Below are 25,772 nucleotides of genomic sequence, written 5' to 3'. Positions count from 1 at the left end.
GTGACGGATCGGGCCCAGTCACCTAAACTGGGCCCGATCCTGCACCGTGCAGGATCACCAACGATGGCCCGGCACCGCCGCTGAAAGGTGCCCCCCGATGACGCCGAAGCGCGCTCCGTCCATCGTCCACAGCTACACCTCGTTCTTCGAGTACGAATGCTGCGGCGACCCAGTCGCCGTCAACGACGTCCTCGACGTTGATCACATCCCGATGGATCGGCGGGACACCGCCATTTGCGACCTGATGCCACTGGATTGGTATGTGGGCCACCACGCCCTCGGCGGCCCGGACGATCCGGGCACTCGAAGTCGAGTCCGCGTGAAGCGGCTGTGGGAGGTCTACCTGCACTACCGCTTCGACCTGGCTCGAGACGCCTACGTGCCGATCCCCGGCTCTGGGTCGCTCCGCGAGGTGCCCGCGATGCGCTTCGGCGCGTGGGATGACGACATGGCGGTTGCGGGTGCGGACTACCGGCCGACGTCGCCCCAGGGCTGGATCATGCGCCTGGAGCAGTTCGGGTCCTGAGCCAGTCGAGGCCCGGCTCCGGCCCCGTGACGTCGGGCATGCGACGACGCGAGAAGAGCCCATGCCCCATACCCGCCAACAGCAAGAGGGTGAGTTCGTCGGCATCGCCGATGCCGACCGACTCGGCGATGCCGTCGTCGAGCATCGTCGCCAGACCGTGCACTCCTGACCAGGCGACGAAGGCCCACATCCGTGGGTCGCCTTCGTCGATGGCCCCGACGGCCTGGCATTCCTCGACGCCCTGCAGCACGACATTGAACGCCCGCCCCGCGGCCTCGCCGATCGCGTCTTCGCGGCCGTGGGGGAAGTGCCGCTCCGGGCGGGTGATGAGCTGGAAGACCTGAGGCCGGGTGCGGGCGAAGCGGACATACGCCAGGCCCACCTCGGTGAACGCGGCGACCGGATCCTCCTGGCTGTCCCACCCCGCCTGCAAGGCATCGACGAACCAGCCGAAGCCTTCGACGATCATCGCCTCAATGAGCGCACTCCGGCCGGCGAAGTGATGTCGGGGAGCGGCGTGGCTGACGTTCACCGCCCGGGCGACGGCACGGATGGTGACCTCGTCGGGGCCGCCCGCCTCCAGCAGCGACCAAGCGGCGTCGGGCGACCGCATGAGTTATGACGTCATCGTCATTGGTTCCGGGATTGGCGGCTTGGTGGCCGGCTCGATCCTCACCCAACGCATGGGCAAGCGCGTTCTGGTGATTGAGCGCCACTTCAAGCTCGGCGGGTTCAATCATGCCTTCACCCGCAAGGGGTTCCACTGGGACGTCGGTCTCCACTACGTGGGCGAGATGGGTGCCGGTATGCCGCTGCGCCGCGTCATGGACCTTGCCACCCGGGGCGCGGTGGCGTGGCGGCAACTCCCGCCTGGCTATGACCAGCTCGGCTTCCGCGGAGAGAACCACTGGTACTTCGACTCCTTTTGACCACGACGCCAACAGCGACCCGGCCGGCCTGCTCGCCGGGAAACCGGCCATGGCCTACCTGTCGTTTCCGTCGCTGAAGGACCCGCGGGCCACGCGGCATACGGCCGAGATCATCGCGGGCCTGCCGGCCGAGGAGTTCGCGGCCTGGCGCGACACGCGTTGGCAGCGTCGGGGCGAGGACTATGAGGCGTTCAAGCGGCAGCTCGCGGCCGGTCACATCGCGCGGGTTGAGCGCGACCGGCCGGGATTCGCCGACCTGATCGAGCACGTTGAGGTCTCCACGCCGCTGACGGTGGACGGCTTCGCAGGCTACGCCTCCGGCAGCTTCGCCGACCTCGCCGGCACGCCGGATCGCTTGCGGCACAAGATGTTTCCCACAGCGGTGATGCCGGGTCTGTATCTCGCCGGCGCCGACACCATGTGTCTGGGCATCGCCGGCGCGATGATGGGCGGGGTGTTCGCCGCCGGTGAGGTGCTCGGCCCGTTCGGTGTCCCGCGCATCATGGCCAGCAGTGTCCCGGCCGCCGCGAGGCCGCGAGTCGCCGATCGGATGCCGGTCGGGGCCTCCGCCTGACGTCAGCCGGTGTTGCGCAGTCCCGCCGCGACGCCGTTGACGGCCAGCAGTAGCGCGCGCTGCAACTGTGGGTCCGTGTCCCCGGCGCGAATCCGCGCGAGCATCGAAATCTGCAAGTAGGAAATCGGGTCGAGGTAGCGGTCGCGGACCTCAAGCGTGCGCCTCAGCGTGGGCTGTGCCTCCAGCAGCTCCGACTCACCCGTGATCTCCAGGACCGCCTCGACCGTCTTGGCATACTCCGCGCGGATACGCTCGAAGATCGGGTGCAGTTCCGGGTCCACCAGGGATAGGACGTAGTGCTCGGCGATGTCGAGGCGGGTCTTCTTGCACATCATCTCGACGTTGCTGATGAAGGTCTTGAAGAAGTGCCACTCGGCATACATCTCGCGCAGTTGAGCCTGCTTGCCGGCATCCAGCGCGCTCCGCAGCCCCGTGCCCACGCCGAACCAGCCCGGCACGATTTGCCGCGATTGGGTCCACCCGAACACCCACGGGATCGCCCGCAGCCCGGCCAAGCCCTGGCCGCTGTCCGGCCGCTTGGACGGACGCGAGCCGATCTTAAGCGCCCCGAGTTGCTCGAACGGCGTCGACTGGGCGAAGTAGGTGGGCAATTGCGGGTCGTCCACCAGTTGCCGGTATGCCGTGAACGCCGCCCCGCTGATGTCGTTCATCGTCGCGTCCCACAACTCCAGGCGGCCGGGCTCCACCCGGGCGGCCGTATGGAGCGCGCTCGCCTCCAGCACGGCGGCGATGGTGAGTTCGAGGTTTTCCCGGGCGAGGGCGGGCAGGAGGTACTTGTCCGAGATGACCTCGCCTTGCTCGGTCACCTTGATCTCGCCGGAGAGTGTTCCCCACGGCTGGGCGAGGATGGCCTCATGGGTAGGGCCACCGCCGCGCCCGACGCTTCCGCCGCGACCGTGGAAGAGGCGCAACTGCACGCCATGTTTGGCGCACACGTCACGCAGCACACGCTGGGCGCGGTGGATCTCCCACTGACTGGTCGTGATGCCCGCGTCCTTGTTGGAGTCCGAATAGCCGAGCATGACTTCCTGGACATTGCCGCGGGCCGTGACCACTGCCCGGTATGGCGCGACGCTCAGCAGCGTGTCGAGAATCGTTCCGGCAGAACGAAGTTCGTCGACGGTCTCAAGCAAGGGGACGAAGCCGATGTCGGCACGCGCCCGGCCGTCCGACCCGGTCGCGATGTCCACCAAGCCGGCCTCGCGGGCGATGACCACGGGCGCCAGGATGTCCGCGGGGCCTTGGGTCATCGAGACGATATAGCTCTCGATGATCTCCATCCCGAACCACTTCTGCGCTGCCCGGATGGCCCGGAACGTCTCGAAGGTGCGCGACCCCTCCGTGTCCAGGGGTGGGGGGAAGGGGGCCAGCGGGCGTCGCCCGGCTAGCTCGGCGCCGAGCCAGTCGAGGCGCGCGGTCGGGGAGAGCGCGGCATACGCTCCGTCGTTGCCGGAGGCGCGGTCGGCGAGTTGACCGACGACGTGATGGTGGGCGTCGCTGTGCTCGCGCACGTCCATCGTGGCGATCTGGATGCCGAACGCGCTCGCGGTGCGGATCAAGGTGGCGAGCGCGCCATTGGCGACGAGTTCGCCGCGGTGCGCCAAGAGCGAGTCACGGATCAACAGGAGATCGGCGAGGAGTTCATCGCGGCCGACGTAGTCGTGCCCGGGCCGCGAATCCGCCCGCGCCGCAATGCGATCGCGCGTGTTGGTGAGCTTCTGACGGACGCAACTGAGCTTGAGGCGGTAGGGCTCCTCGACATTGAGACGGCGGATGCGCTCGTCGATATCGAGTTTGTCGAGGTCGCGTTCGAGGCTGGCGGCGAGCTCCGGGGTCACGTCGACCAGGCGCGTCGACATCGAGACCTCGTCGACACAGTCCTGAACCATGGCGATCAGGCCCTTGATCGCAATGGCGTGCTGCATGACGAGGACGTCGAGGGTGGTTGCCGGGGAGACATTGGGGTTGCCGTCGCGGTCGCCGCCGATCCAGTTGCCGAAGATCAGCGGCCTGGCAGTGGGCGGCAGGAAAGCTCCGCGCGCGCGGGCCTCGTCGGCCATGTCGGCCAGGAGTCGCGGGACGGTTTCTTCAAGGAGCCCGCCCACGAAGAAGAGCATGTTGCGGGCCTCGTCGGCGACCTTGGGCTGGTCGACGCGAAGGTCGTCGCTCTGCCACATCGACTCGATGATTTCGGCGAGGCGCTGGTCGCGGCGGCGCTGGCTCCGGGGGGTTGGCGCGGCGCGGTAGGTGATCAGTGCGTCGGCGATCTCGCGAAGTTTGAGTAGGGCCGTCCGGCGGCTGGCTTCGGTGGGATGCGCGGTATAGACGGGTCGGACGGAGAGCCGGCCGAGCGCGGTGGTCAGCGCCGCCGGCCCCCGCTCCTCCACGATCCGGTCCATCGCGGCGTTCATCCAGTCGGCATCTTCCGGCCGCTGGGCGAGGTGCGCGGCCCGATCGACCTGCTCCGCGATATTCGCCAAGTGGAAGTAGGTCGCGAAGGCCCGTACCAGCATGGTCGCCGTCGGTAGGTCCACGGAGGTCAACTTCTTGGCGAGCTCGCGCGCCGCCGCGTCGTCGCCGCCCTGGGCTCGCTTGGTCAGGAGTCGCACGCTCTCGACGGCGTCGAGCAGCCCAGCGCTCTCTTGGCGGACGAGCGTCTCGCCGAGGAGCTCGCCAAGCCGTCGTATGTCGCGCCGCAGCGCCGCATCCGACGGCGCCTTCGCGCGTTCACCGGTCGCGACCTCGGGGGGAGCGCTGTCCATGCGACAACCCTAGGAACCGCCTCGCCCGGGCCGCAACCGCTGCTCAGCCCTTGGGTTGGCGCCGGGCTTCTCCTTGGAACTTCTGCTAGCAGGAGTTAGTGCACTGTGGACACCTTGCAAGCTGTCCACAGTTGACTAACTTGTGCTAAGACGCAGCTTCCGCCGGGTAGAGGCGGGCACCGAAGGCCCACCACAGGCCGAGCACTACGCCCGTGACCGCGACGACCGCCACCGGGAGCACCTGGAGAGCGACCAGGATCCCGACGATCGCGTTGATGATGACGAGCAGCGTGATGACTTGCTGATAACGCGGCATAACTCAACCCCTGCAATCGAGTCGGCGTGGCCCACTGCCGCGCCCGTTCTGGAGTCTGCCAGCGCCTCCGGTCCGTGTCATCCGCTGCGGTCCGGTCGCAACAGTCCCGTGACCGGGGCCGGCCCCCACCCAGAACGCCTCTCGCAGTGCTCAGTCCTGCAAGCCCGGTATTCCATCGATGCCGTCGTCCTTATGGTCGTTTGCGACACCGCTGACGATATTGCAGTATGCCGTGACTTGCAGTGCGGCGATGGTGACGTTTTCGGCGCTGGACTTACGGTCATGCTTCGTCAGCATATTCTTGAGCGCACTCTCTTGGTCATCGGTCAAGTCGCTCATGAGGCCGGTGTTGGGTGACAGTGAAGCGTATTCAGAGCATGTCGGAACTTTCGCTAGGCCGACGCTCGAGCATCCGGCCATAAAGGATGTGAGGCCGATCAACAACACCACCCCGCTGCGGACTGGGCGCGCTCCTTCGAGTTGTCGGTGCTGGTGGAAATTCAAGGTCATCCTGACTTCTCCAAGAGTTGTTGCCCCCATCGGTGAGCATTGCCTACCTTAAAGCGCTGGCAAAGTCCTCAAAATAGAGGACCCTGCGTCTTCCGAGTTGCCTAGCCGAGTCCCGCAAAAGGATGACTTGTCAGAGGCATGTTGGCTGGCTGTGCTTGATGTCAAGCACAGCACAACCGAATCAAGGAGAAGGCAATGGAAGATGTAGGCCCGCTCGAGATCATTCTCTGGGTGATGGGCGGAATATGCGCGATCTTCACGTTTTACAAGGGTTATGTCACCGGTTACTACCCGTCCGAGACGCCCATCCTTCTGGCATCAGCAGTGGGCACCATCATCAGCTTCTTCGCAGCAAACCGCATCGGCACCCGCAGGAAGAATGCTCGCCTCGCTGCTGAGGATCGGAAGCGTGGCCTTGTATGAAGACGATTCTCGGAATCGGTGGATTCGTTATTCTGGTCGCGCTGGTCATGATGCTGCAGAGGTTGCTTGGGCGTGGGGCTGCGATGGTCTCAGGGGCTGTGACTGGCAACACGCGCAAGCGCGGTCTAGCGGCGGTTCATCAACAACTGGACTTTAGCGTTCCGCTCGACGGAAAGGTTGTTGTTGATCGTGTCCTAACGACCTTGGGGATCGCTGAAGGTCCTGCCGATGGGTTTCGGGTGGAGGGTCGGAGTGCTGACGGAGGATCTGTCGAGATCTGCGTCGGGAACCGGTTCTCTGATCGCCTGACGTTTCTAATCGAAACACACGCCGTTGGCGAGGGGTGCGCGGGCTTTTCTACTGTCGCGAAGTGGACAGAATCCAGCGGACAGATTATTGCCACCGATGAGGCCGAGCGCTTACAAGCGCACGTGCGCTCCGCGATCAATGCGCTCGGCGGCACCCTAGTTGAGACTCGGTCCACTTAGTCGGCCTGGTTGCGCGGTGCAGTCGGCGATCAGTCATCGAGCAATGCGCTCAGGAAGTCAACATCGTCGGCTTGGAAGAGGTCGGGCAGCGCGAGGAACACCGTGCCCACACCCAGGCTTGCGAGGCGGTCGCGGCGACGCCGCTGATCGTCGAGCGTGCCCGCGTGATGCCGCCGGGCGTATGCCGCGGCGCTCGTCCGCCCGCGCAGCCGCTCAACCCGGCGGGCCACGTCCTCACGGTCGTCACCGATCACGGTGACGTCCAGGACCGTGATGGCGAGGGTCGTGGGGTCGCGCTCGGCGGCCGCGCAGGCGGTATGCAGTTCGCCCAGCTTGGCACTCAACGTCGCCTCATCGCTGGGAAGATTGACGGCGTCCGCGTAGCGTGCCGCGATCCGCATCGTGCGAGATCCGTTGCCGCCCAGGATGATCGGGAGCTTGCCGACGGGCCGGGGGTAGCACGTGGTCTCGGGCAGCGAGACGCGGCGCCCGGCATACGGCTTGGTGCCGGTGCCCCACAGGGCCCGCATCGTCTCGATGGCTCGCTCGACCTCATCGAGTCGCTCCCGGGGTTGTGGGAAAGGCAGGCCGTATGCCGCGTGCTCCCGCTCCCACCACCCCGCGCCGACTCCGGCGAAGGCCCGTCCGCCGGTCAGGACATCCAGGGTGGCGAGAGATTTGGCGAGCACCCCGGGGTGGCGGAAGGTCACGGGGGAGACGAGGGTGCCGAGCCACAGGTCGGTCACGAGCGCGGCAAGGTGACCGAGGGCGACATAGGGCTCTGGGATCGGCTCCCATGCCCGGTCGACTGGGGGATCTGGATGAGGTGGTCCATGAGTGCGATTCCGGCGAAGCCGACGTCCGCGGCGGCCAGGGCGATGTCGCGCAGCCACCCGGCGGGATCGGCCCCCCACGGAAAGCGGGAGATATTGAGGATGTAGTCGATGCCCTGGCCGGGAAGGGGCGGCCAAGAGCTGGATGTTGCTCCTCGCGTGACGGGCGGTGTCCGAGCGGGCGGGCCGGGTTGGACGGCCAGGGTCGTGTCGATCGACTGGACACGGTCCCAGCCCTCGGCGGCAAGTTCCGCGGCCACAGCCGTGGAGCGCTTGACTTGTTGGGCCAGGGCGGCGGCGGGAACGGGACGGTCGCGCTCGGCGTTGCGGGCGCGGCATACGGCGTGGGGAGCCGTGAAATGCACTGCAACGCAAGGCATTCCGGCGCCCCGGCCGAGGGCGAGGTAGGCAAGGCGGCGGTCGCGATCGAAGCCGAGCGTGTCGATCACCGTCGTGAGGCCCCGCCGCACACGGGCCGCGAGGATCAGGTCCAGGGCCGCGAAGGCATCCGTGGACGCGTCCAGGTCGCCCGTCCCCGACCCCACGATGGCCCGCAGCGCATCCGACGACACGATCTCCGCCGAGCGATAGTGCGCCGCCGCCCACGTCGACTTGCCCGACCCGGCCGCGCCGACGAGCACCACCAGCGCGGGATCGGGGATGTCGTGCGGCACGCGCCCAGTCTGCCCGTCAAGGCACCGGGTGTCGGGGGATTGCGGGCAGGATGGCCCGATGACCGCTGAATGGTTTCGCGATGCCGTGATCTACGAGATCTACCCCCAGTCCTATGCCGACAGCAATGGCGACGGGATCGGGGACCTACGCGGGGTGATCGACCGGCTGGAGTACATCGCTTCGCTCGGGATCGATGCGATCTGGTTCAACCCGTGCTTCGCCTCCCCCTTCTTCGACGCGGGCTATGACGTGGCGGACTACCTGCGGATCGCGCCGCGCTATGGCACCAACGACGACCTCGTCGAGTTGGTCGAGAAGGCGGGGGCGCGCGGCATACGCATCCTTCTCGATCTCGTCGTCGGGCACACCTCCATCGAGCACCCCTGGTTCCAGGCGGAACTGCAGGCAGCCGGGCCGAGTCCTGAAGGCGACCGGTACGTCTGGAGCGAGGTCGAGCCAGCGGGATGGGGGATCGACCTGCCCGGCATCCCCGGCTGGGTGAAGTCGCCGGGGCCGCGGCCGGGGTGGTACCTCAAGAACTTCTACGAGGAGCAGCCCGCGCTGAACTTCGGCTGGGTGCGGACGAATCCGGAGCAGCCCTGGCGCGACGCCATCGATGCACCCGGACCGATGCGCAATCGCGCTGCGCTGCAAGAGATTCTGGACTTCTGGCTCCGCCGTGGCGTCGCGGGCTTCCGCGTGGACATGGCCTTCTCGCTCGTCAAGGACGAGGTGCTGAGCGACGGCCACGCGGCCTCCGCGGCGATCTGGCGGGACCTGCGGGCGTGGCTGGACACGGCATACCCCGATGCGGTGCTGATCCCGGAAGGTGAGGAGCCGCGGCTCGGGGAGTGGCTGGCGTTCGATGCCGACTTCACCCTCGTGATTTCGGCGCCGCACGCGAGCCTGTTCGACGACCACTCCGCCGGGACACTGCCCTGGCACACGCCACGCGAACCCTTCTTCGCCGCCGAGGGTCAAGGCTCCACCGACACCTTCCTCGCGACCTGGAACTGGCTGCGCTCGATCGATCCAGACCGGCCGGTCATCCTGGCGACCGCGGACCACGACTTCAACCGATTGCGTTGTGGCGGAAGAACTCCCGAGCAACTCGGGGCAGCGCTGACCTTCCTGTTCACGTGGGGGAGCATCCCGAGCCTGTATTACGGCGACGAGATCGGCCTGCGCTACCTGCCCGACATGCCGAATGTCGAGGGCGCGATCTGCAATCCGTCCTACAACCGCGCGGGCTGCCGCACGCCGATGCAGTGGGACGACACGGCCAATGCGGGCTTCTCCACCGCGCCCGCCGATCAGCTGTATCTGCCGATCGATCCCGACCCATCGCGGCCCACGGTCGCGGGGCAGGACGGCATACCCGGCTCGACACTGACGCTGGTGCGCGACCTGCTCGCGCTGCGCCGCGCGACGCCAGCCTTGCAGGGACACGCGTCGACTCGCGTTGTGCACGAGGGCTATCCGTTCGCCTATGTGCGTGGCGACTCCCACCTGGTGGCCGTCAACCCGCGCCGGGAGTCCGCTGCCGTCGACCTCGCCGAGTTCGCCGAGGCGACGCAAGTATGGGGAGCAGGGGCCACCATCGATGCCGGCCGCCTTACCCTCGACGGCTTCGGCTACGCGATTCTTCGGCGCTGAGTATGACGATCGGCGGCGTCTGGCCCGCCGATCGTCGTACTCAGCGTCGCGTAGGTTCGTCGGTATGCCGCACCCGCTTATCCCCGAGAGCTTCCGGGCGCTCGTGGCGGGGCGGGCGGGGGAGCCGGATGTGACGGGCGACGATTGGTTGCGGCGGCTGCCGGGGCTGATCGACGAACATCTCGATCGATGGTCCGCGACGCCCGACGGGGAGGTGCGGCACGGGGAGGGCGCGATCGTCATACCGGTTAGCCTGCGGGACAACGGAACTCGGGCGGCGCTCAAGCTCACCTGGCCACATGCTGAGGCGCGCCACGAGCACTTGGCCCTGCGGCATTGGAATGGCGAGGGTGCGGTGCGGCTACTGGCGGCCGACCCCGCGGCATACGCCCTGCTCCTCGAACGCCTCGACGCCAGCCGAGAGCTCACCTCGGTCTCCATCCTCGAAGCCTGCGAGGTGATCGGAGGACTGTTCGGCACCCTCGACCGCCCTGCGGCACCCCAGTTCGACCGGCTTTCGGAGCGAGCCGAGCGGTGGCTGCCGCGTCTCGATTCCGGCCACCCGCTCGTCCCGCGACGCCTCACCGCGCAAGCGTCGACCACCCTCGGGCACCTCCTCGACGGCGCCGTCGACGGGCGCCTGGTCCACGAGGATCTGCACGACATGAACGTCCTCGCGCCACTCGATCCGGCGCGCGGCGCCTGGCTCGCGATCGCCCCGAAGCCGGTCTCAGGGGAGTGGGCGTATGCCGTGGCCCCCATCGTCTGGAATCACGCGGAGGCGAGTGCCGCGGCATACAACCTGCGGGTGCATGTCCGGTTGCGTGCCGACATCGTCGCGGAGGCGGCGGGTCTCGACCCCGACCGGGTGACGCACTGGACCTTCGTCCGGCTCGTGCTCAACGCCCTCTGGGCGGCGCCGCACAGCCCAGGCAGCGACGGCTTCCGTGCGCGAATGATCGCGCTGGCCAAGGCTTTTGCGGACTAGGCCGTCCGGCTAGCGAGATCCGTGCGCCCACAGATCGCGCAGCAGCGCGACCTCCGCCAGGTGATGGAAAACCTCTCGGTTGATGTGGAGGATCAAAGTCGCCATCGACAGATCGGCATACGGGCCTTCCGCCGGGCCGCAGGGCGCGGCGAGCTGTGCGGGACTGAGCGTGCGCACGCCGGCCAGCCATGCGGCATACGCCTCATCGAGTTGAGCCAACGCGGCGTCGGCGGTCGTTGCCCATGGCCAGCTGTCGTATGCCGCGGGCGGGCCACCGAAGTGACTCGCCGTCCGCATCGCGAAGACGCCCACGATGACGTGCCCGAGGCGCCAGGCAATCGTCGTGACGGGCGGTGGCTCGGGAGCGGGGTAGGCCCAGTCGATCGTGGGTGGCTGGGCGTCGGTGCGGATCGACCAACAGCCAGGGACGGGCTCCCAGAGGTACTCCGCGTCGGTCAACCCGGCGAGCCGTGGCCGGGCGAGGTTAGCCCAGTACCAATCGAGTTGGTCGTCGAGCTCCGTGGTCCAGTCCAGCGACACGGTCAGGTCGACTCGGGCTCGGTCCGGCGCAACACGCAGAACTCATTGCCCTCGGGGTCAGCCAGGACGGCCCATCCCCTGTCCGGGCCATCGCGCAGGTCGTTGACCATGGTGGCGCCGAGCCCGAGGATGCGCTCGACCTCGGCGTCGCGATCGCGGTCGGTCGGGCGCAGGCAGAGGTGCATCCGGTTCTTGACGGTCTTCGGCTCGGGAACCTTCAGGAAGAGAAGGTAGCGATCGTCCGGCCCGGTCAAGCCGCACTCCTCATCGCCCGGGGCCATCCCATCGGACGGCTCGGCCACGAAGTCCTCCAATACCTGGGCCCACCACATGGTCTGGGCATAGGGATCGTGGGCGTCGATACAGAAATTCGCTGCGCGAGAAGCCATGAATCGATCCTGCCCCAACCGCCCATCGTGTGGCCGTCTTAGCGGTCGGACGCATCGGCGCGAGGCCGCATACAGAGTGAGACGGGAGCGGGCGGCATACGGCCCTATGGGAGGATCGGAGGTGGAGAAAGCCACCTCATTTGGCACCCGCACGAAGGAGCAAAAAGTGCCCATCGCAACTCCCGAGGTCTACGCCGACATGCTCGACCGAGCCAAGAGCGGCTCGTTCGCCTACCCGGCCATCAACATCACCTCCAGCCAGACCGTCACCGCCGCGATCCGCGGCTTCGCCGAGGCCGGTTCGGACGGCATCATCCAGGTCTCGACGGGCGGCGCCGAATACGCGTCCGGCTCGACGATCAAGGACATGGTGACCGGTTCGCTCGCGCTCGCGGCGTATGCCCGTGAGGTCGCCAAGAATTACCCCGTCAACATCGCGCTGCACACCGACCACTGCCCCAAGGACAAACTCGACGGCTTCGTCCGCCCGCTCATCGCCGCCTCGGCCGAGCAGGTCAAGGCGACCGGTCTGCCGATCTTCCAGAGCCACATGTGGGACGGCTCGGCCGTGCCGCTGACCGAGAATCTCGAGATTGCGCAAGAGCTGCTTGCGCTGACCCGCGCCGCCAACATCATCCTCGAGGTCGAAATCGGCGTCGTCGGTGGCGAAGAGGATGGCGTCGCCAACGAGATCAACGACAAGCTCTACACCACCCCCGAGGACGCCCTCGCGACCATCGACGCGCTGGGTCTCGGCGAGAACGGCCGCTACATGGCCGCGCTGACCTTCGGCAATGTGCACGGCGTCTACAAGCCGGGCAACGTCAAGCTGCGCCCCGAGGTGCTGCGCGCCTGCCAGGACGCCATCATCGAGGCCCGCGGGCTCGAGGCCGGCAGCAAGCCGCTCGACCTGGTCTTCCACGGCGGCTCCGGCTCGTTGCCGCAAGAGATTTCCGACGCGGTGGACTACGGCGTGGTGAAGATGAATGTCGACACCGACACCCAGTACGCCTTCACCCGCCCGGTCGCCGACTGGATGCTCAAGCACTATGACGGCGTCCTGAAGATCGACGGCGAGGTCGGCAACAAGAAGCAGTACGACCCCCGCGCCTGGGGCAAGGAAGCCGAGGCCGCCATGGCCGCCCGCGTGGTCGAGGCCTGCCAGAACCTCCGCTCCGCCGGCACCCACGTCGGCTGACGCTACGTTCCCGCGGCGGGGGCGCACATTCCCGCCCATTGCCGAAACATGGACGTACGCAACGGATCTGTTCCGTTGCGTACGTCCATGTTGTCTCCCATGACGTCCCCCGCACCGCCCTAGAGTTGCCCGTATGACGGACCTGCTCGGCATCCCCGAAACCTTCCTCCCCGAAGACCCCGCGGCGGCGATGATCGCGGCGGGTGAGGATCGCCCGGGGCGGGTGGCCGCGGCATACCCCGCCTCCTCGCTCGCCTGGGCAACGCTCGCCGAAGCGGCGCTCGACGCCGACCATCCGGTCCAGGCCTATGCGTATGCCCGCACGGGGTACCACCGCGGGCTCGACGCCTTGCGTCGTGCCGGCTGGCGCGGCCAGGGTCCTATCCCCTGGAACCACGCGCCGAACCAAGGCTTTCTCCGGGCGCTGGCCGCGCTCGCCAAAGCCGCCGGGGCGATCGAGGAAGAGGACGAGCGGGCCCGGTGCACCGAGTTCCTGCGCGCCTCCTCCGCCGATGCGGCCCGTGACCTCGGCCTCTAACATTTGCCTCGCTGATGACCCCCGCCGACCTGCTCGTCACCTTCCACCAGCAGGTTCGCCTCGGCGCGGGCGAGGGGTCGCCGCGCAGCACGCGGACCCGCCACGGCCATGTCTTCCGGATCGTCTCCACTGACCCCGACGATCCATGGGCGATGGTCGACTGCCCCGAGGGCCTCGGCGCCGACCCCGACCGCGTGATCGCGGGCGAGCGCGACCACTTCGGGGGGCTCGGCATACCCCTGGAATGGAAGACCTATACGTATGACGAGCCCGCCGACCTCGGCGACCGCCTCATTGCCGCCGGGTTCAGCCGGGGTGACGACGAGGCGCTGATGCTCGGGGAACTGACCGACCTCGCCCGCGACGTCGCGCCCCCCGCCGGCGTGACCATCCGCCGCGTGGCCACCCGGGGCGACCAGCGCCGCATACGGGCCCTCTATGACCTTGTCTGGGACGGCGCGTGGGGTCAGGCGAGCGACGACTCGAGCCGCGATGCCGAGCCGGTGGCGACCGATCCGGCGGAATCTGCCCTGCTGGCCGAGGAGTCCCTTAACGGTCCCGTTCTGTGTGCTGCTCGCGTAAACCTCACTTCCGGAACGGAGTTCGCCGGAATGTGGGGTGGCTCGACGCATCCCGACTGGCGACGACGCGGACTCTTCCGGGCGATGCTCGCCGAGCGCGCCCGCTGGGCGCTCGCCCAGGGTTATCGGTATGCCCGTGTGGACGCCTCCCCCGATTCCGAGCCGATCCTGCGCTCGCTCGGGCTGCACCGGGTCTCGACAACGGTGCCCTACGCCTATCCTGCAGGCCCCTAACCACGTGCGCCTTCGCGGGCCGGCCGCCACATCGGACCGATGACCAGCAGGAGGACGGCGATGTTGATCGAGACATTCCAGGCGTTGCCGGAGGCAATCGACCCGGGGCTGTCCAGCGTGAACCAGGCGGCGGCACTGGCCAGAAGTGAGCGTCGAACGCCCTCGGGTGCCAGGTCGTAGACCCATTGACGCAGGGCCAGCACCATGGCGCCCCACCCGAGGAGAAATCCTCCGGTCAGCGCGCTGACGAAGCGGGCCGTGCCGTCTGTGAACGGCTCGGCGTCGCCCCCGGGGCCGTTGAGGAACTCCATGGTCCACCGCGCCAGGCCGGGGTGTCCGGCCGCGGCGAGGGCAAAGACCGGGCCGAAGGCGGCGATGGCGAGGGCCGAGACGATGAGCCAGTTCTTGTGACCGAGGTGTGTTGTCATCGCGATGAGTCCGTCCTTCCGCGCTTGTCCCCCGTGGGAGAGAACATGGACATACGCAACGGATCATTTCCGTTGCGTATGTCCATGTTCCGGCAATGGGCGGAAATGTGCGCGGGGGCGGGGGCGGCTAGCCTTTCGTCGGTTGACCCACCGACGAAGGAGTAGGACATGCCGGCGATCGTGCTGGTCGGCGCCCAATGGGGCGATGAGGGCAAGGGCAAGGCGACCGACCTCATGGGCTCCGACGTCCACTATGTCGTGAAGTTCAATGGCGGCAACAACGCCGGGCACACCATCGTCATCGACGGCGAGAAGTACGCACTGCACCTGCTGCCCAGCGGCATCCTCACCCCGACGTGCACGCCGGTCATTGGTAATGGCGTCGTCATCGACCTCGAAGTCCTCTTCCGCGAGATCGACGGGCTGGAGGCGCGCGGCGTCGCCACGGACAAGCTCGTCGTCAGCGCCAACGCGCACATCATCGCGCCCTACAACCGGACCCTCGACAAGGTCACCGAGCGCTTCCTCGGCTCGCGCAAGATCGGCACGACCGGCCGCGGGATCGGCCCGACCTACGCAGACAAGATGTCTCGCAACGGTATTCGCGTTCAGGACCTCTTCGACGAGCACATCCTGGAGCAGAAGGTCGAGGCCGCGCTCGGGCTGAAGAACCAGGTGCTCACCAAGATCTACAACCGGCGGGCGATCTCGGTCCAGGAGATCATGGACGAACTCTTGCCGTATGCCGCGCGGCTCGCCCCGATGGTCGCCGACACCTCGCTGCTGCTGGAGCAGGCGCTGAACGACGGCAAGAACGTCCTGCTCGAAGCCGGCCAGGCCACGCTGCTGGACGTCGACCACGGGACCTACCCCTATGTCACCTCCTCCAGCGCGACCGCCGGCGGCGCGTGCACGGGCTCCGGCATCCCCCCGACCCGGGTCTCGCGCGTCATCGCGATTCTCAAGGCCTACACCACCCGCGTCGGCGAAGGCCCTTTCCCCACAGAGCTTTTCGACGACAACGGCGAATTCCTGCGCAAGACCGGCGCCGAGTATGGCACCACCACCGGCCGCCCCCGCCGCTGCGGCTGGATGGACACCGTGATCGGCCGCTATGCCACCCGCATCAATGGCGTCACCGACTTCGTCGTCACCAAACTCGACGTCCTCACCGGCTTGGACAAGGTCCCGATCTGCGTGGCGTATGACGTCGATGGCGTCCGCCACGACGAGATGCCGGTCAACCAGAGCGACTTCCACCACGCCAAGCCGATCTATGCGGAGTTGGACGGCTGGTGGGAGGACATCAGCGCCTGCCGCAGCTTCGAGGAGCTTCCCTCGAACGCCCAGGCCTACGTCCTACGCGTCGAGGAACTCATCGGCGCCCGGGTCTGCGCCATCGGCGTCGGCCCGGCGCGCGACGAGATCATCGAACGCTTCCCGCTGCTGGACTGAACGTCAGCGGATCACGAGGGCCAGCGCCTCGTGTGCTTCCTCGGCGCCGAAGCCGAGGGAGCGGGCGGTGTCGGCATACGCCTTGGCCGCCGACTCCAGCCGATTGCGGGCCAGTCGCGCGGGCGGGACCGGCACGGCCGCGACCGTGGTTCCGCCGCCCCGTCGAGTCTCGACGAGCTTGGCTGCTTCGAGTTCCTGGTAAGTGCGGGCCACCGTGCCATTGGCCAGCCCAAGATCCTTGGCTAGTTGCCGAACCGGCGGAAGTCGTTGTCCCGCAACGAGTTGACCCGTCTCGATCATGGTCGTGAGCTGACGGCGCAACTGCTCATACGGCGGGGTCGGGTCGCTCAGGTCGATAGCGATATCGGCGCTCATCGAGCGGCCTGGGTGCTGGCCGGCGTGCCGGACGAGGCCTTGTCAGCCTTCCGCGGCAACAGCACGTTCGCGAGCAAGACCGCGGCCACGACGACGCTGCCGAGCCCCGCCACGACCAACATTCCGGTGAACGTGTCACCTCCGCGAATGCAGTCGTTGCTGCTGAGCGCGACGGCCATGACGAACGAGATCGGCGCCGCCGTGCCGTATGCCGTGGCCCCCACCGCGCTGACCACGCGGCTCATCGCGTCGCGTCGCAGGCCGGTGTCGTATGCCGTGTGGCCGGCATCCGGGTTCGCCCGGTCCCGGATGGCCCGGGCGGCGACGACGGCGCAGCATACGGTGATCGCCATGACGAGGGCGGCGGGGATGGCATAGAAGCTGCCCGGGTAGGGCCCGTTGGTATTGGTCTGCAGGGTCGACTCGCCACCAGGCAGGTCGACATAACACGATGCGGTGATGGCCCGGCCCGCCCGTCCCATGTCGTCCGGGGAAGCGGTCAGCACACCCACCGTGAGCAGTGCCCCGAGCAGGGCAATTCCAACACTGGCGACCCAGGTGCGCACCCGTGGCAACAGGTCCGCGATCGTGCGCGTCGTGAGGCTGGCGGTGCGGCGTTGCGTCGTCGCAGGGCGAATCGTCAACTCGCCCAGCATGATTGCCAGTAGCACGGCGCATCCCCCGATGGCCGGGGCTGACATGGCGAGCCGGCCCAGTCCGGCGTCCTGGGCGCTCAGCGCGCCGATCGCCAACGTGAAGCCGGCGAGGATGCCGAGCCAACGCCACAGCGTGGTCCACTGCTCGACGGCGGCGAGATCGGCGCCGGCGGCGTCTGCGCGGAGGCCGCGTGACGTCGCCAGCCGCGTGACCGCGATGACCAACACGACGAGCAGGGCGATGCCGATGAGGGGAAATAGCAGTCGTAGCGCCATGAGAGCACTCCTTCTTGTACTGTTGAGGTGATACAAGAAAGCATGCATCGAGTGGGCATCTTGTGTCTAGTGGTTGATACAAGATGGGTACGGGTAGTTGATGCCGCCCCAGTGGGACTCAGTCGGGGCGCAGCACCGTCATCCGGTGGGCCGCCCGTGTTAGCACCACGTAGAGAACCCGCGCGCCGCCCGGGGACTCCGAGACGATGGCATCGGGATCGATGACGACGGTCGCGTCATACTCCAGGCCTTTGGTGGACAGCGGATCGATCACCTGGACGCGGCCGTCGTGCGTCCCGTCCAGTCCGGCCAGCCGGTCGGCGTGCCGTAGGGGAGTGATGACCGCGATCGACCCAGCCACCTCGATCGACAACTCGGCAACGGCCTCGCGCGCGGCCGCGACGACGTCCGTAAAGGTGCGCTCAGCTGGCTGAATCCCCGTCTCGCGCACGGCATTCGGAATGTCGGCGGTCGGCATCACCGGCAGGATCACGTCGCGGGCGTAGTCGAAGATCTCCCGGGCGTTGCGGTAGTTGGTGTCCATGTGGAAGTGCCGGCGCGGGGAGGTGCCGAAGGCTGCATCGCGCGCGCGGGCAGCTTCGCTGGCGTCGCCCCACGAGGCTTGGGCGGCGTCGCCGACGACCGTCCAGGAAGCCCACTCCGCAACGCGTCCCAACATGCGCCATTGCATCGGTGACAGGTCCTGCGCCTCGTCGACCAACACGTGGGCATACTCCGCGGGCTCGCCGATCACCCCGCGCAACAACGTGTCCCGAGGCTCAAGACCGCGGGACGGTCCGTCGGTCGGCGCCGCCACCGATCGCTGGCCCAACTCCCGAAACTCATTGGCGGACAACGAATCGAGCTCGTCGATCTCGTAGAATCCGCGCTCCTCGCCGACGTCATGGCGCACCGGGCCGAGCCGCTCCGCGAGGTCGTCGATCAGCGCGACATCGGCCACCGACCACGTGCCAAGCGCGAGCCCGTCTCGCATCGATTCGGCGATGGCCGCGCTCTCGTCATCGGTCAAGCTGCCCCGGCCCAGGCGATAGGCGAGGTCGGTGTCGGCCAGCCACAACAACACCTCGCGCGGATCGAGTTGCGGCCACCAGGCGGCCATGAACTCGTCCACGGCCATCGACGTCTCGAAGGCCTCCATAAAGTCCGCGCGTAGCCCCACGCGGTGGCTGGCCCACGCGGCCTCGGCTAGGTGCGAACGCGCAGCGTCGACGGCGGCATTGCGGCGGTGCTTGCTCAAGGCCCGCCCCCGCACATTGGCCAGCGCCTCCGCGCCGAGATTGATCGCCTGGCCACCAACGAACGCCCGGAACGACTGCGGCCCGCCCGGGACCGCGGCCCGGGCCGCCCGTTCCAGCAGCCGCCGCACGCGCAGCGATCCCTTGACCGCCGCGACCTCGGGCCGGTCGTGGCGCGTCGCGCTGACGGCATCGACGAGATCGCCGAGGGATCGCAGCGTCACCGAGTCCTCCCCAAGGGAAGGGAGCACGCGCTCGATATAGGCGGTGTATGCCGTGGACGGCCCCACCACGAGAATCCCGCCTCCTTCGAAACGGCGGCGCTCCGCATACAGCAGGTATGCCGCGCGGTGCAGCGCGACGACCGTCTTGCCGGTGCCGGGGCCACCGGTGATCTCCGTGACGCCCCGGCTGGGAGCCCGGATCGCCTCGTCCTGGTGGCGTTGGATCGTGGCGACGATGTCGCGCATCCGCGCGCCGCGCGTGCGCGTCAACGCAGCCAACAGCGCTCCGTCGCCGACCACCACCAGGTCGTCGGGTGCGTCCGCGACCATCAAGTCGTCCTCGATGCCGACGACGGTGGTGCCCTGGCTGCGCAGCACTCGGCGACGGATCACGCCATGGGGCTGGACCGGGGTGGCGCGATAGAACGCCGACGCCGCCGGCGCTCGCCAGTCGATAACCAGGGGCTCGTAGTTGCCGTCTCGGACCCCGAGCCGGCCGATATAGCGGATCTCCCGCTCCAGACCGCGCCACCAGTCGTGGTCGTCGCTGTCGATCGTCGCACCGGGCGCCGGATGGGCCAGGTCGAGCCGGCCGAAGACGAGGCCTTCGTACTGCGTGTCCAGCGCGGCCTGGCGGCGCGCGGCATTGAAGACGAGAGCATCGCGTTCGAACAGGCCGGACATCTCCTCGTCACGGATGTCGCCGGTGCGATCGGTGCGCCCGCGTGCCATCCCGTCGGCGGCGACCAGGGCGGCGCGCTCGCTGGCCGACTCGAGTTCGGCATACACCGCATCGACGTGGGCCTGCTCAATGGCGATCTGATCGGCGATCTCGGTGCCGATTTCGGTGGCGCTTTCGGCGGTGGTGACGGCGGGAGTGGTGGCGACGGCACTTGTCGGTTCCGGCGGGCTCGGAGTCAAGGCGGCCTCGGGGTGCAGGGGTGAATCGGGAACAGTCCACCCTAGCCGCTCGGCGGGCTCGGCTGGAACTGCCGACGGATCAGCCAATCCCTTGGCGAATCACACGATCCCTTGACGGGCGGCCTGAACGCCGGCCTGGAAACGGGTCTCTGCCCCAAGGTGATCCATCAGGTGCCGAATGCGACGCTCCACTGTCCGCTGAGAGATTCCGAGTCGGCGGGTGATCGTCGAATCGCTCGCGCCCGCGGCCAGCAGGCTGAGGATCAGGGCATCGCGCTCGGCATTGTTGTCGACGCCGCGACTGTCTTCGCCCATCGGCAGCGCGGCCCCGGACGCGAACAGGCCCTCACCGAGGCGCAACAGTGCTTGCACGAAGGGACGGCTGCGCACCAGCATCGATCCCGCACCGCTCGCCTCGATGTGGCTGAACTCCACCACGGCCGCGACGTCGTCGACGACGATCGCCGAGAAGTGGATCTTGCTGGACAAGCGAATATCTTCGCCACCGATCATCCGCTCCCGAAGGGCGTCCAGGGCCCCCGGGATGTCGAGCACGTCATGGTCATAGACGGCCCGAAGTCTCACCAGATCGCCCGCCGCATTGCGGAAGAACTCACGGTGGCTGTTGAACGGGTCCAGCAAAAGTTGCTCGGTGCGCCGGGAGTCGGCGCGAATCGAGAAGATGTCGGTCTTGGCCGCCGCGGTGATCGTGGCGGTGGCCGACGCGATATCGGCCAAGTTCCTCAAGTCACGATTGCCGCTGTCCACAACCTCGTTGCCGCGCATTGCGAGGAAGAGTTGATGGAGCTGGCCCGCGTTCGCACGCCATGAGCGCGCCCGGCGCTCCGCCTCGGCGGCCCACGCCGTGATGGCCAACTCGGGGGCCGGGATCTGCCAGTCGTCTGGGTCGGTCGGGTCCAGCAGCCCGCGAGACTGGAGGATCACACTAGCCCGGTCGACAAAGTCGGGATCCAGTGCCGACTCGAGCAGGGCGGCGCGGCTCGGATTCTGCTGGCGCAGTAGTGCGGTGTAAACCCGAGAGATGTCTTCCTCGTTGAGGACCAATCGAACGGCGGCACCGGTAGACGTCGTGACCCGAGCCCCGACCGTGCCCGCAGGCGTCCCCAGCGCCCGTCCGTCGGAATCGGACTCCTTCTTGGTTCGTCCCGTGCCGGTCGGCCGACGCCTGCCGTCGCCGGTGCCGGACTGCTTGTCCCCTGCTGCCATACCTCCCACGGTAACCGCATGGCGGGTGTCCGCCAATGTCGGAGGTCCGTCATGAAAGGGCTTTACTCGCGAGTAGAAGTTTGTCAAGATTTCATTGGTTGATCCCGCGTCAACCCGCGTGCAGCGCGCCGGTTCCCCCACCAGGCGCCACACGCCAAGGCGCGGCGTTCCCGGGGGAACATCCCCCCTGCTCCTCGGGAACGCCGCGCCCCTTTCTTTTTTGGCGCCACTGATTGTCCTCGCGCCTGATTATCGTTGCGCCCATGAAGGTCCTCGTTGTCGGTTCCGGCGCTCGTGAGCACGCACTGGTCCGCGCCATTGCGCTCGATCCCATGGTTGATGAGGTCATCGCGGCCCCCGGCAATCCCGGCATTGCCGCGCTGGCCACCTGCGTCCCGATCGGCGGCGACGGCATCACGGACAAGCACGCGGTCACCGCCATCGCTCGGGAGCACGAGGTCGACCTCGTGGTCATCGGACCCGAGGCTCCGCTCGTCGACGGGGTCGCGGACGCGCTGCGCGCGGCCGGCATCCCCACCTTTGGCCCGTCCGCCGCCGCAGCCCAACTCGAAGGCAGCAAGGCCTTCGCCAAACGGATCATGGCCGAGGCGGGCGTTCCCACCGCATTCGCGCACGTCTGCACCACCATGGCGGAGGTTGCGGACGGTCTTGATGCCCTCGGCGCGCCCTATGTCGTCAAGGATGACGGCCTGGCCGCGGGCAAGGGCGTCGTCGTCACCTCTGATCGCGACGAGGCCTTGGCGCACGCCGCCGCCTGTCTTGAGCGCCCGGACGGACGGATCGTGGTCGAGGAGTTCCTCGACGGCCCCGAGGTCTCGCTTTTTTGCCTCAGCGATGGCTTGACCGTGGTGCCGCTCGCGCCGGCCCAGGATTTCAAGCGGGTCGGGGAGGGGGACCAGGGTCCCAATACCGGTGGTATGGGTGCGTATTCGCCGCTTGAGTGGGCCCCGGAGGGCCTGGTTGCCGATGTCATCGACCGCATCGCCCAGCCGACGATCGACACCATGCGTCATCTCGGGATGCCGTTCGTCGGCGTGCTTTATGTCGGTCTCGCCCTCACCTCGCGCGGGCCCAAGGTCATCGAGTTCAACGTCCGCTTCGGCGATCCGGAGACTCAGGTCGTGCTCGACCGCCTCGTGACGTCCCTTCCCGAGGTGCTGCTCGCGGCGGCGACCGGACAGCTCGACCTCGCCGAACCCCTTGTATGGCGCGCCGCCACCTCCGTCACCGTCGTCCTCGCCGCGCCGGGGTACCCGGAGTCGCCGGTCACGGGTGGCGAGGTGACCGGAGCCGAGCCCGCCGACGCGGGGGAGGGTGACGAGGGGGAGGGCGCCGAGGAGACGGGGCGCGGAGGGGAGGGCGCGGCATACGTCCTGCATGCGGGCACGCGACGTGGCGCGGCTGGCGAACTCCTCGCCAGCGGTGGCCGGGTCCTGACAGTCGTCGGGAACGGGCCGGATCTCGCGGCGGCGAGGGGCGCGGCATACGACCGCATCGCCAGAATCCAACTCGAGGGCGGCCACTTCCGCCGAGACATCGCCGAGCGCGCCGAGCGCGGTGAGATCACCGTCCCCTCCTGAACCAGCCTTTGCCAGACTGGGGACATGGGCGAGACTGGGGGCATGGGCGAGACTGGGGCCATCGACAAGACGGGGGCCATGGAACTGCCCGGGTACGTCCATCTCTACTCCGGCAAGGTGCGCGATCTGTATGCGCCGCTCACCGCCGCCGGCAGGCCCGATCCCGAGCTTCTGCTGCTCGTCGCCTCGGACCGGATCTCCGCCTATGACCACATCCTCGCGACGCCGATCCCGGACAAGGGCCGAGTCCTGACGCAGTTGTCGCTGTGGTGGTTCGAGCAACTGGCCGACCTCGTTCCCAACCACATCGTCTCCACCGATGTCCCGACGGCCGTTGCCGGGCGCGCGGTCCTGGTGCGCCGACTGGAGATGCTGCCCGTCGAGTGCGTCGCCCGCGCCTATCTCACCGGTGGTGGGCTGGGGGAGTATGCCGCGACGGGCGCCGTCAGCGGTATCGCGCTGCCCCCGGGGCTGGTGGACGGATCCCGGCTGCCGGAGCCGATCTTCACGCCGAGTTCTAAGGCGCCGGCGGGGCAGCACGACGAGCCAATCACCTTCACAGACGTCGTCGACCTGGTCGGCGCCGAGCGGGCGGCCGCGGCGCGGGATCTCACGGTCGCCATCCTGAAGCGCGGCGACGAGATCGCCGCCGAACGCGGAATCCTGTTGGCGGACACCAAGGTCGAGTTCGGCGTGGGAGCCGACGGGAGCTTGGTTCTGGCCGACGAGGTGCTCACGCCCGACTCTTCGCGCTTCTGGCCGGCCGACCTGTGGGAGCCCGGTCACCCGCAACCGTCCTTCGATAAGCAGTATGTCCGCGATTGGCTCACCACCGAGAGCGGCTGGGCGAAGCAGTCGGGTGACCCGCCGCCCCCGCTGCCGGAGTCGGTCGTGGCGGCCACTCGGGCGCGCTATGTGGAGGCCTACGAGCGGCTGACCGGGACGACGCTCTGACTTCGGGACGAGCCGATCGGACGGTTTGGCGGACGAGGCTGGGGTCCGCGCCCTACCCTTGGGTAACCACGCAATGGTGCGTGGCAGTGAGGAGCACCATGCCCGTCCCCCGCCCGTCCGTCCCCCGTAACCGGTCAGTCCCCCGTCGCCGATCAGTCCTGCGTGACCACGGCGTCCGCTCAGGCGGTGTGATCCTCGCCGGCCTCGGCGCTGGCCTGCTGGTCGCGGCGACCGCCGTTCCCGCGCAGGCAGCGGGATCAAGCTACGTCGCGCTCGGTGACAGCTATTCGTCGGGCACCGGAACGCGGACCTATCTCAACGACGGCACCGCGTGCCAGCGCTCAATCTATGCCTACCCGAGCCTGATCGCGAGCGCGGCCGGCTATGCGCTCAACTTCCGGGCGTGCTCGGGCGCGACGATCCCCGACGTCACGAACACGCAACTCTCCGCGCTGGGGGCGGGCACGGCATACGTGACGCTGTCGGTGGGTGGCAACGACGCGGGGTTCGCCGACGTGCTCACCGAATGCGCGAAGCCCGGGTGGATGTCCAACTGCAATGGACGTATCGACACCGCGCAGAGCTTCATCAACGCCACCCTCCCGTCCCGCCTGGCCGCGCTGTATGACGCGATCAAGGCCCGATCCCCCCAGGCGAGGGTCACCATCGTCGGCTATCCGCGGATCTTCAATGGCGACGACTGCAATGCCTTCACGTGGTTCTCCCCGAGCGAGGAGTCGCGCCTCAACCAGACCGCGGACCTGCTCAACAGCAAGCTGGCGACGCTGGCGGCCAGCAAGGGATTTGCCTTCGCCAATCCGACGAACGCCTTTGTCGGGCACGCCGTGTGCGACCGAGCCGAGTGGATCAACGGCCTGTCGAACCCGATCTCCGAGTCGTACCACCCGAAGGTCGTCGGCCACAGCAGCGGCTACCTGCCCACGGTGAGTCCGTTCGTCACCGGGTCGACGCTGCGGCTTACCCCGGCTATCCGGGCGACCGCTGCCGCGTCGGCGGAGCGTCTCACCACGCAACAGCGTCGGTATGCCGCGCTGGACCGCACCATCACCCCGAAGTCTTTCGTGGCCCCAGACCTGACGACGCCGGAGGCGAAGGCCGCGGCCGCTCGCGCCGGCGTTGACCTGTCGTCGCGGGCCAGCATCGACGCCGCGGACGCGCGCTATTCCGCGGCCCAGGCCCGCGCGTACGGCGGCTGATGCCCGCTCGTCGCCGGATCTCGCCGACCGATGGGAAGGCAGCCCTCGCCGAGTGCCTCGCGCTCGGCGAGGGCGCGCCGCGCGCGGTGGTGGCGACCGCAGTGCGCTACCTCCTGGAGGAACTGGCCGCCCGGCACCCCGGGCGCAGCGTTGAAGTGCGGGTGCCGCCGTTCGGTGCGGTGCAGTGCATTGAGGGGCCGGTGCACCGGCGTGGCACCCCACCCAACACCATCGAAACCGATGCCGCGACGTGGCTCGCGCTGGCCACTGGGTCGCTGACCTGGGAGGCTGCCGTGGACAGCGGCGACGTCCGCCACTCCGGAATCCGCGCCGACCTGCGGGCGTTCCTTCCGGTAGCCCCGCCCAACCCACACGGAGGAAGTCATGCCTAGCCCTGCATTCGAGCCCAGCCCCGCATTCGATGAGGCCGTCGCCGCCGTCAAGACCCTCACCGCCGATCCCGGCAATGACGTCAAGCTGACGCTGTACGCGCTTTATAAGCAGGTGACCGAGGGCGACGTGTCGGGCAAGCGCCCGGGGATGTTCGACCTGGTCGGCCGGGCGAAGTACGACGCCTGGCAGAAGCTCGCCGGAACAAGCGCCGCGGACGCCGAGCAGGCCTATATCGCCCAGGTCGACGAACTTCTCGCCTGACCGCCCCTGCGCCTGAGCCTCACGTCAAACCTTTCCGTTCACCTCACCCCTTTGCGCCCACGTCACCCTCTAGAGCGGGTGACGTGAACGCCAAGGTATGACGTGAGCGAAAAGGTTTGACGTGAACCAACCGGCGTCGCCCACCCGCCCGGCAACGGCACGGCCCTACTCGCCCGCAAAAGGCGCGTCTTACTCGCCCGGGAAGCGCACGCCGATCTGGTCGCGGACCGCGTCCATGAACTGCATGATCGCGAGCGTCTCCTCGGGTGGCATCAGTGGTGAGCTCGTCTCCCCGGCGGTGATCCGGCGTGCGACCTCGCACGCCTCGAACCGCAGTGCCTCGTGGG

General features: G+C 68.1%; 29 protein-coding genes. 16 read left to right on the top strand and 13 right to left on the bottom strand.

Annotated features, from left to right (window positions below):
- Positions 1-97 precede the first annotated feature (97 nt).
- On the top strand, positions 98-526 hold the full coding sequence (locus BN13_RS12650; protein ID WP_048547394.1) for a hypothetical protein: 429 nt from the start codon (positions 98-100) through the stop codon (positions 524-526).
- Here the strand turns inward: BN13_RS12650 and BN13_RS12645 are convergent.
- Positions 498-1,139, bottom strand: a complete 642-nt coding sequence (locus BN13_RS12645; protein WP_048547392.1) for a TetR/AcrR family transcriptional regulator — start codon at positions 1,137-1,139, stop codon at positions 498-500. The genes BN13_RS12650 and BN13_RS12645 overlap by 29 nt on opposite strands.
- Here BN13_RS12645 and BN13_RS20045 point away from each other — a divergent pair.
- Positions 1,138-1,455 carry an NAD(P)-binding protein gene (locus BN13_RS20045; RefSeq protein WP_048547390.1) on the top strand — a complete coding sequence of 106 codons (318 nt, stop codon included), beginning with the start codon at positions 1,138-1,140 and terminating at the stop codon, positions 1,453-1,455. The genes BN13_RS12645 and BN13_RS20045 overlap by 2 nt on opposite strands.
- A gap of 49 nt (positions 1,456-1,504) precedes the next feature.
- A complete protein-coding gene (locus tag BN13_RS20040) occupies positions 1,505-2,029 on the top strand; it encodes a hypothetical protein (RefSeq protein ID WP_048547388.1) in 525 nt (174 codons plus the stop codon).
- A 2-nt stretch (positions 2,030-2,031) separates the two neighbouring features.
- On the opposite strand, the gene ppc is transcribed toward BN13_RS20040, so the two are convergent.
- The 3 genes from ppc to BN13_RS19340 all read right to left on the bottom strand — a co-directional run bounded on the left by ppc (position 2,032) and on the right by BN13_RS19340 (position 5,638).
- Positions 2,032-4,812, bottom strand: coding sequence for a phosphoenolpyruvate carboxylase (ppc, locus tag BN13_RS12630; protein ID WP_048547386.1), 2,781 nt, complete (start codon positions 4,810-4,812; stop codon positions 2,032-2,034).
- A 145-nt stretch (positions 4,813-4,957) separates the two neighbouring features.
- Positions 4,958-5,128, bottom strand: coding sequence for a hypothetical protein (locus BN13_RS19345; RefSeq protein ID WP_157038580.1), 171 nt, complete (start codon positions 5,126-5,128; stop codon positions 4,958-4,960).
- Positions 5,129-5,278: 150 nt separating this feature from the next.
- Positions 5,279-5,638, bottom strand: coding sequence for a hypothetical protein (locus BN13_RS19340; protein ID WP_157038579.1), 360 nt, complete (start codon positions 5,636-5,638; stop codon positions 5,279-5,281).
- A 195-nt stretch (positions 5,639-5,833) separates the two neighbouring features.
- Here BN13_RS19340 and BN13_RS12620 point away from each other — a divergent pair, with 195 nt between their 5' ends.
- A complete protein-coding gene (locus BN13_RS12620; protein ID WP_048547380.1) occupies positions 5,834-6,061 on the top strand; it encodes a hypothetical protein in 228 nt (75 codons plus the stop codon).
- On the top strand, positions 6,058-6,549 hold the full coding sequence (locus tag BN13_RS12615; protein ID WP_048547377.1) for a hypothetical protein: 492 nt from the start codon (positions 6,058-6,060) through the stop codon (positions 6,547-6,549). The genes BN13_RS12620 and BN13_RS12615 overlap by 4 nt, the downstream gene beginning before the upstream one ends.
- A gap of 29 nt (positions 6,550-6,578) precedes the next feature.
- On the opposite strand, the gene BN13_RS20035 is transcribed toward BN13_RS12615, so the two are convergent.
- A complete protein-coding gene (locus tag BN13_RS20035) occupies positions 6,579-7,295 on the bottom strand; it encodes an LLM class flavin-dependent oxidoreductase (RefSeq protein WP_201329183.1) in 717 nt (238 codons plus the stop codon).
- Positions 7,292-8,056 carry an ATP-binding protein gene (locus tag BN13_RS20030; RefSeq protein ID WP_201329095.1) on the bottom strand — a complete coding sequence of 255 codons (765 nt, stop codon included), beginning with the start codon at positions 8,054-8,056 and terminating at the stop codon, positions 7,292-7,294. The genes BN13_RS20035 and BN13_RS20030 overlap by 4 nt, the downstream gene beginning before the upstream one ends.
- Before the next feature lie 58 nt (positions 8,057-8,114).
- On the opposite strand from BN13_RS20030, the gene BN13_RS12605 reads away from it, so the two are divergent.
- Together BN13_RS12605 and BN13_RS12600 are read left to right on the top strand one after the other, a co-directional pair.
- Entirely contained in the window at positions 8,115-9,713 is a 1,599-nt protein-coding gene (locus BN13_RS12605) for an alpha-amylase family glycosyl hydrolase (protein WP_048547375.1), read from the top strand.
- 64 nt (positions 9,714-9,777) lie between these two features.
- Positions 9,778-10,701, top strand: a complete 924-nt coding sequence (locus BN13_RS12600; protein ID WP_048547373.1) for an aminoglycoside phosphotransferase family protein — start codon at positions 9,778-9,780, stop codon at positions 10,699-10,701.
- A gap of 9 nt (positions 10,702-10,710) precedes the next feature.
- On the opposite strand, the gene BN13_RS12595 is transcribed toward BN13_RS12600, so the two are convergent.
- Positions 10,711-11,241, bottom strand: coding sequence for a DinB family protein (locus BN13_RS12595; protein ID WP_048547371.1), 531 nt, complete (start codon positions 11,239-11,241; stop codon positions 10,711-10,713).
- A 2-nt stretch (positions 11,242-11,243) separates the two neighbouring features.
- Positions 11,244-11,630, bottom strand: coding sequence for a VOC family protein (locus BN13_RS12590; RefSeq protein ID WP_048547369.1), 387 nt, complete (start codon positions 11,628-11,630; stop codon positions 11,244-11,246).
- A 166-nt stretch (positions 11,631-11,796) separates the two neighbouring features.
- Here BN13_RS12590 and fbaA point away from each other — a divergent pair, with 166 nt between their 5' ends.
- The 3 genes from fbaA to BN13_RS12575 all read left to right on the top strand — a co-directional run bounded on the left by fbaA (position 11,797) and on the right by BN13_RS12575 (position 14,181).
- Positions 11,797-12,828, top strand: a complete 1,032-nt coding sequence (fbaA, locus tag BN13_RS12585; protein WP_048547366.1) for a class II fructose-bisphosphate aldolase — start codon at positions 11,797-11,799, stop codon at positions 12,826-12,828.
- 133 nt (positions 12,829-12,961) lie between these two features.
- Positions 12,962-13,366 (top strand): DUF3151 domain-containing protein, encoded by a 405-nt coding sequence (locus tag BN13_RS12580; RefSeq protein WP_048547364.1) that lies wholly within the window; start codon positions 12,962-12,964, stop codon positions 13,364-13,366.
- 14 nt (positions 13,367-13,380) lie between these two features.
- Positions 13,381-14,181, top strand: a complete 801-nt coding sequence (locus tag BN13_RS12575) for a GNAT family N-acetyltransferase (protein ID WP_048547362.1) — start codon at positions 13,381-13,383, stop codon at positions 14,179-14,181.
- On the opposite strand, the gene BN13_RS12570 is transcribed toward BN13_RS12575, so the two are convergent.
- Complete coding sequence (locus BN13_RS12570) at positions 14,178-14,609, bottom strand: hypothetical protein (RefSeq protein WP_048547360.1); 432 nt, start codon at positions 14,607-14,609, stop codon at positions 14,178-14,180. The two genes, BN13_RS12575 and BN13_RS12570, sit on opposite strands and share 4 nt — an antisense overlap.
- A 168-nt stretch (positions 14,610-14,777) precedes the next feature.
- Here BN13_RS12570 and BN13_RS12565 point away from each other — a divergent pair, with 168 nt between their 5' ends.
- Positions 14,778-16,064 (top strand): adenylosuccinate synthase, encoded by a 1,287-nt coding sequence (locus BN13_RS12565; RefSeq protein ID WP_048547358.1) that lies wholly within the window; start codon positions 14,778-14,780, stop codon positions 16,062-16,064.
- 3 nt (positions 16,065-16,067) lie between these two features.
- Here BN13_RS12565 and BN13_RS12560 read toward each other — a convergent pair whose 3' ends face one another.
- The 4 genes from BN13_RS12560 to BN13_RS12545 form a co-directional block, all read right to left on the bottom strand.
- Complete coding sequence (locus BN13_RS12560; protein ID WP_048547355.1) at positions 16,068-16,439, bottom strand: GntR family transcriptional regulator; 372 nt, start codon at positions 16,437-16,439, stop codon at positions 16,068-16,070.
- A complete protein-coding gene (locus BN13_RS12555) occupies positions 16,436-17,371 on the bottom strand; it encodes a hypothetical protein (RefSeq protein ID WP_048547353.1) in 936 nt (311 codons plus the stop codon). Before BN13_RS12555 ends, BN13_RS12560 begins: the two co-directional genes overlap by 4 nt.
- 118 nt (positions 17,372-17,489) lie before the next feature.
- Positions 17,490-19,772, bottom strand: a complete 2,283-nt coding sequence (locus tag BN13_RS12550; RefSeq protein WP_084733739.1) for a HelD family protein — start codon at positions 19,770-19,772, stop codon at positions 17,490-17,492.
- 99 nt (positions 19,773-19,871) lie between these two features.
- Entirely contained in the window at positions 19,872-20,999 is a 1,128-nt protein-coding gene (locus BN13_RS12545; RefSeq protein ID WP_048547351.1) for a helix-turn-helix transcriptional regulator, read from the bottom strand.
- Positions 21,000-21,262: 263 nt separating this feature from the next.
- On the opposite strand from BN13_RS12545, the gene purD reads away from it, so the two are divergent.
- The 5 genes from purD (at position 21,263) to BN13_RS12520 (ending at position 25,425) form a co-directional block, all read left to right on the top strand.
- Positions 21,263-22,600, top strand: a complete 1,338-nt coding sequence (purD, locus tag BN13_RS12540; protein WP_048547349.1) for a phosphoribosylamine--glycine ligase — start codon at positions 21,263-21,265, stop codon at positions 22,598-22,600.
- 24 nt (positions 22,601-22,624) lie between these two features.
- Entirely contained in the window at positions 22,625-23,554 is a 930-nt protein-coding gene (locus BN13_RS12535; protein ID WP_084733738.1) for a phosphoribosylaminoimidazolesuccinocarboxamide synthase, read from the top strand.
- 188 nt (positions 23,555-23,742) lie between these two features.
- Entirely contained in the window at positions 23,743-24,771 is a 1,029-nt protein-coding gene (locus BN13_RS12530) for an SGNH/GDSL hydrolase family protein (protein ID WP_048547346.1), read from the top strand.
- Complete coding sequence (locus tag BN13_RS12525) at positions 24,771-25,163, top strand: sterol carrier family protein (RefSeq protein WP_048547344.1); 393 nt, start codon at positions 24,771-24,773, stop codon at positions 25,161-25,163. The genes BN13_RS12530 and BN13_RS12525 overlap by 1 nt, the downstream gene beginning before the upstream one ends.
- Complete coding sequence (locus tag BN13_RS12520) at positions 25,156-25,425, top strand: acyl-CoA-binding protein (protein WP_048547342.1); 270 nt, start codon at positions 25,156-25,158, stop codon at positions 25,423-25,425. The genes BN13_RS12525 and BN13_RS12520 overlap by 8 nt, the downstream gene beginning before the upstream one ends.
- Positions 25,426-25,772: the final 347 nt, after the last annotated feature.

The organism is Nostocoides jenkinsii Ben 74 (assembly GCF_001046875.1).
Taxonomy (GTDB): domain Bacteria; phylum Actinomycetota; class Actinomycetes; order Actinomycetales; family Dermatophilaceae; genus Nostocoides_A; species Nostocoides_A jenkinsii.
This window is presented reverse-complemented; position numbering and strand designations above follow the sequence as displayed.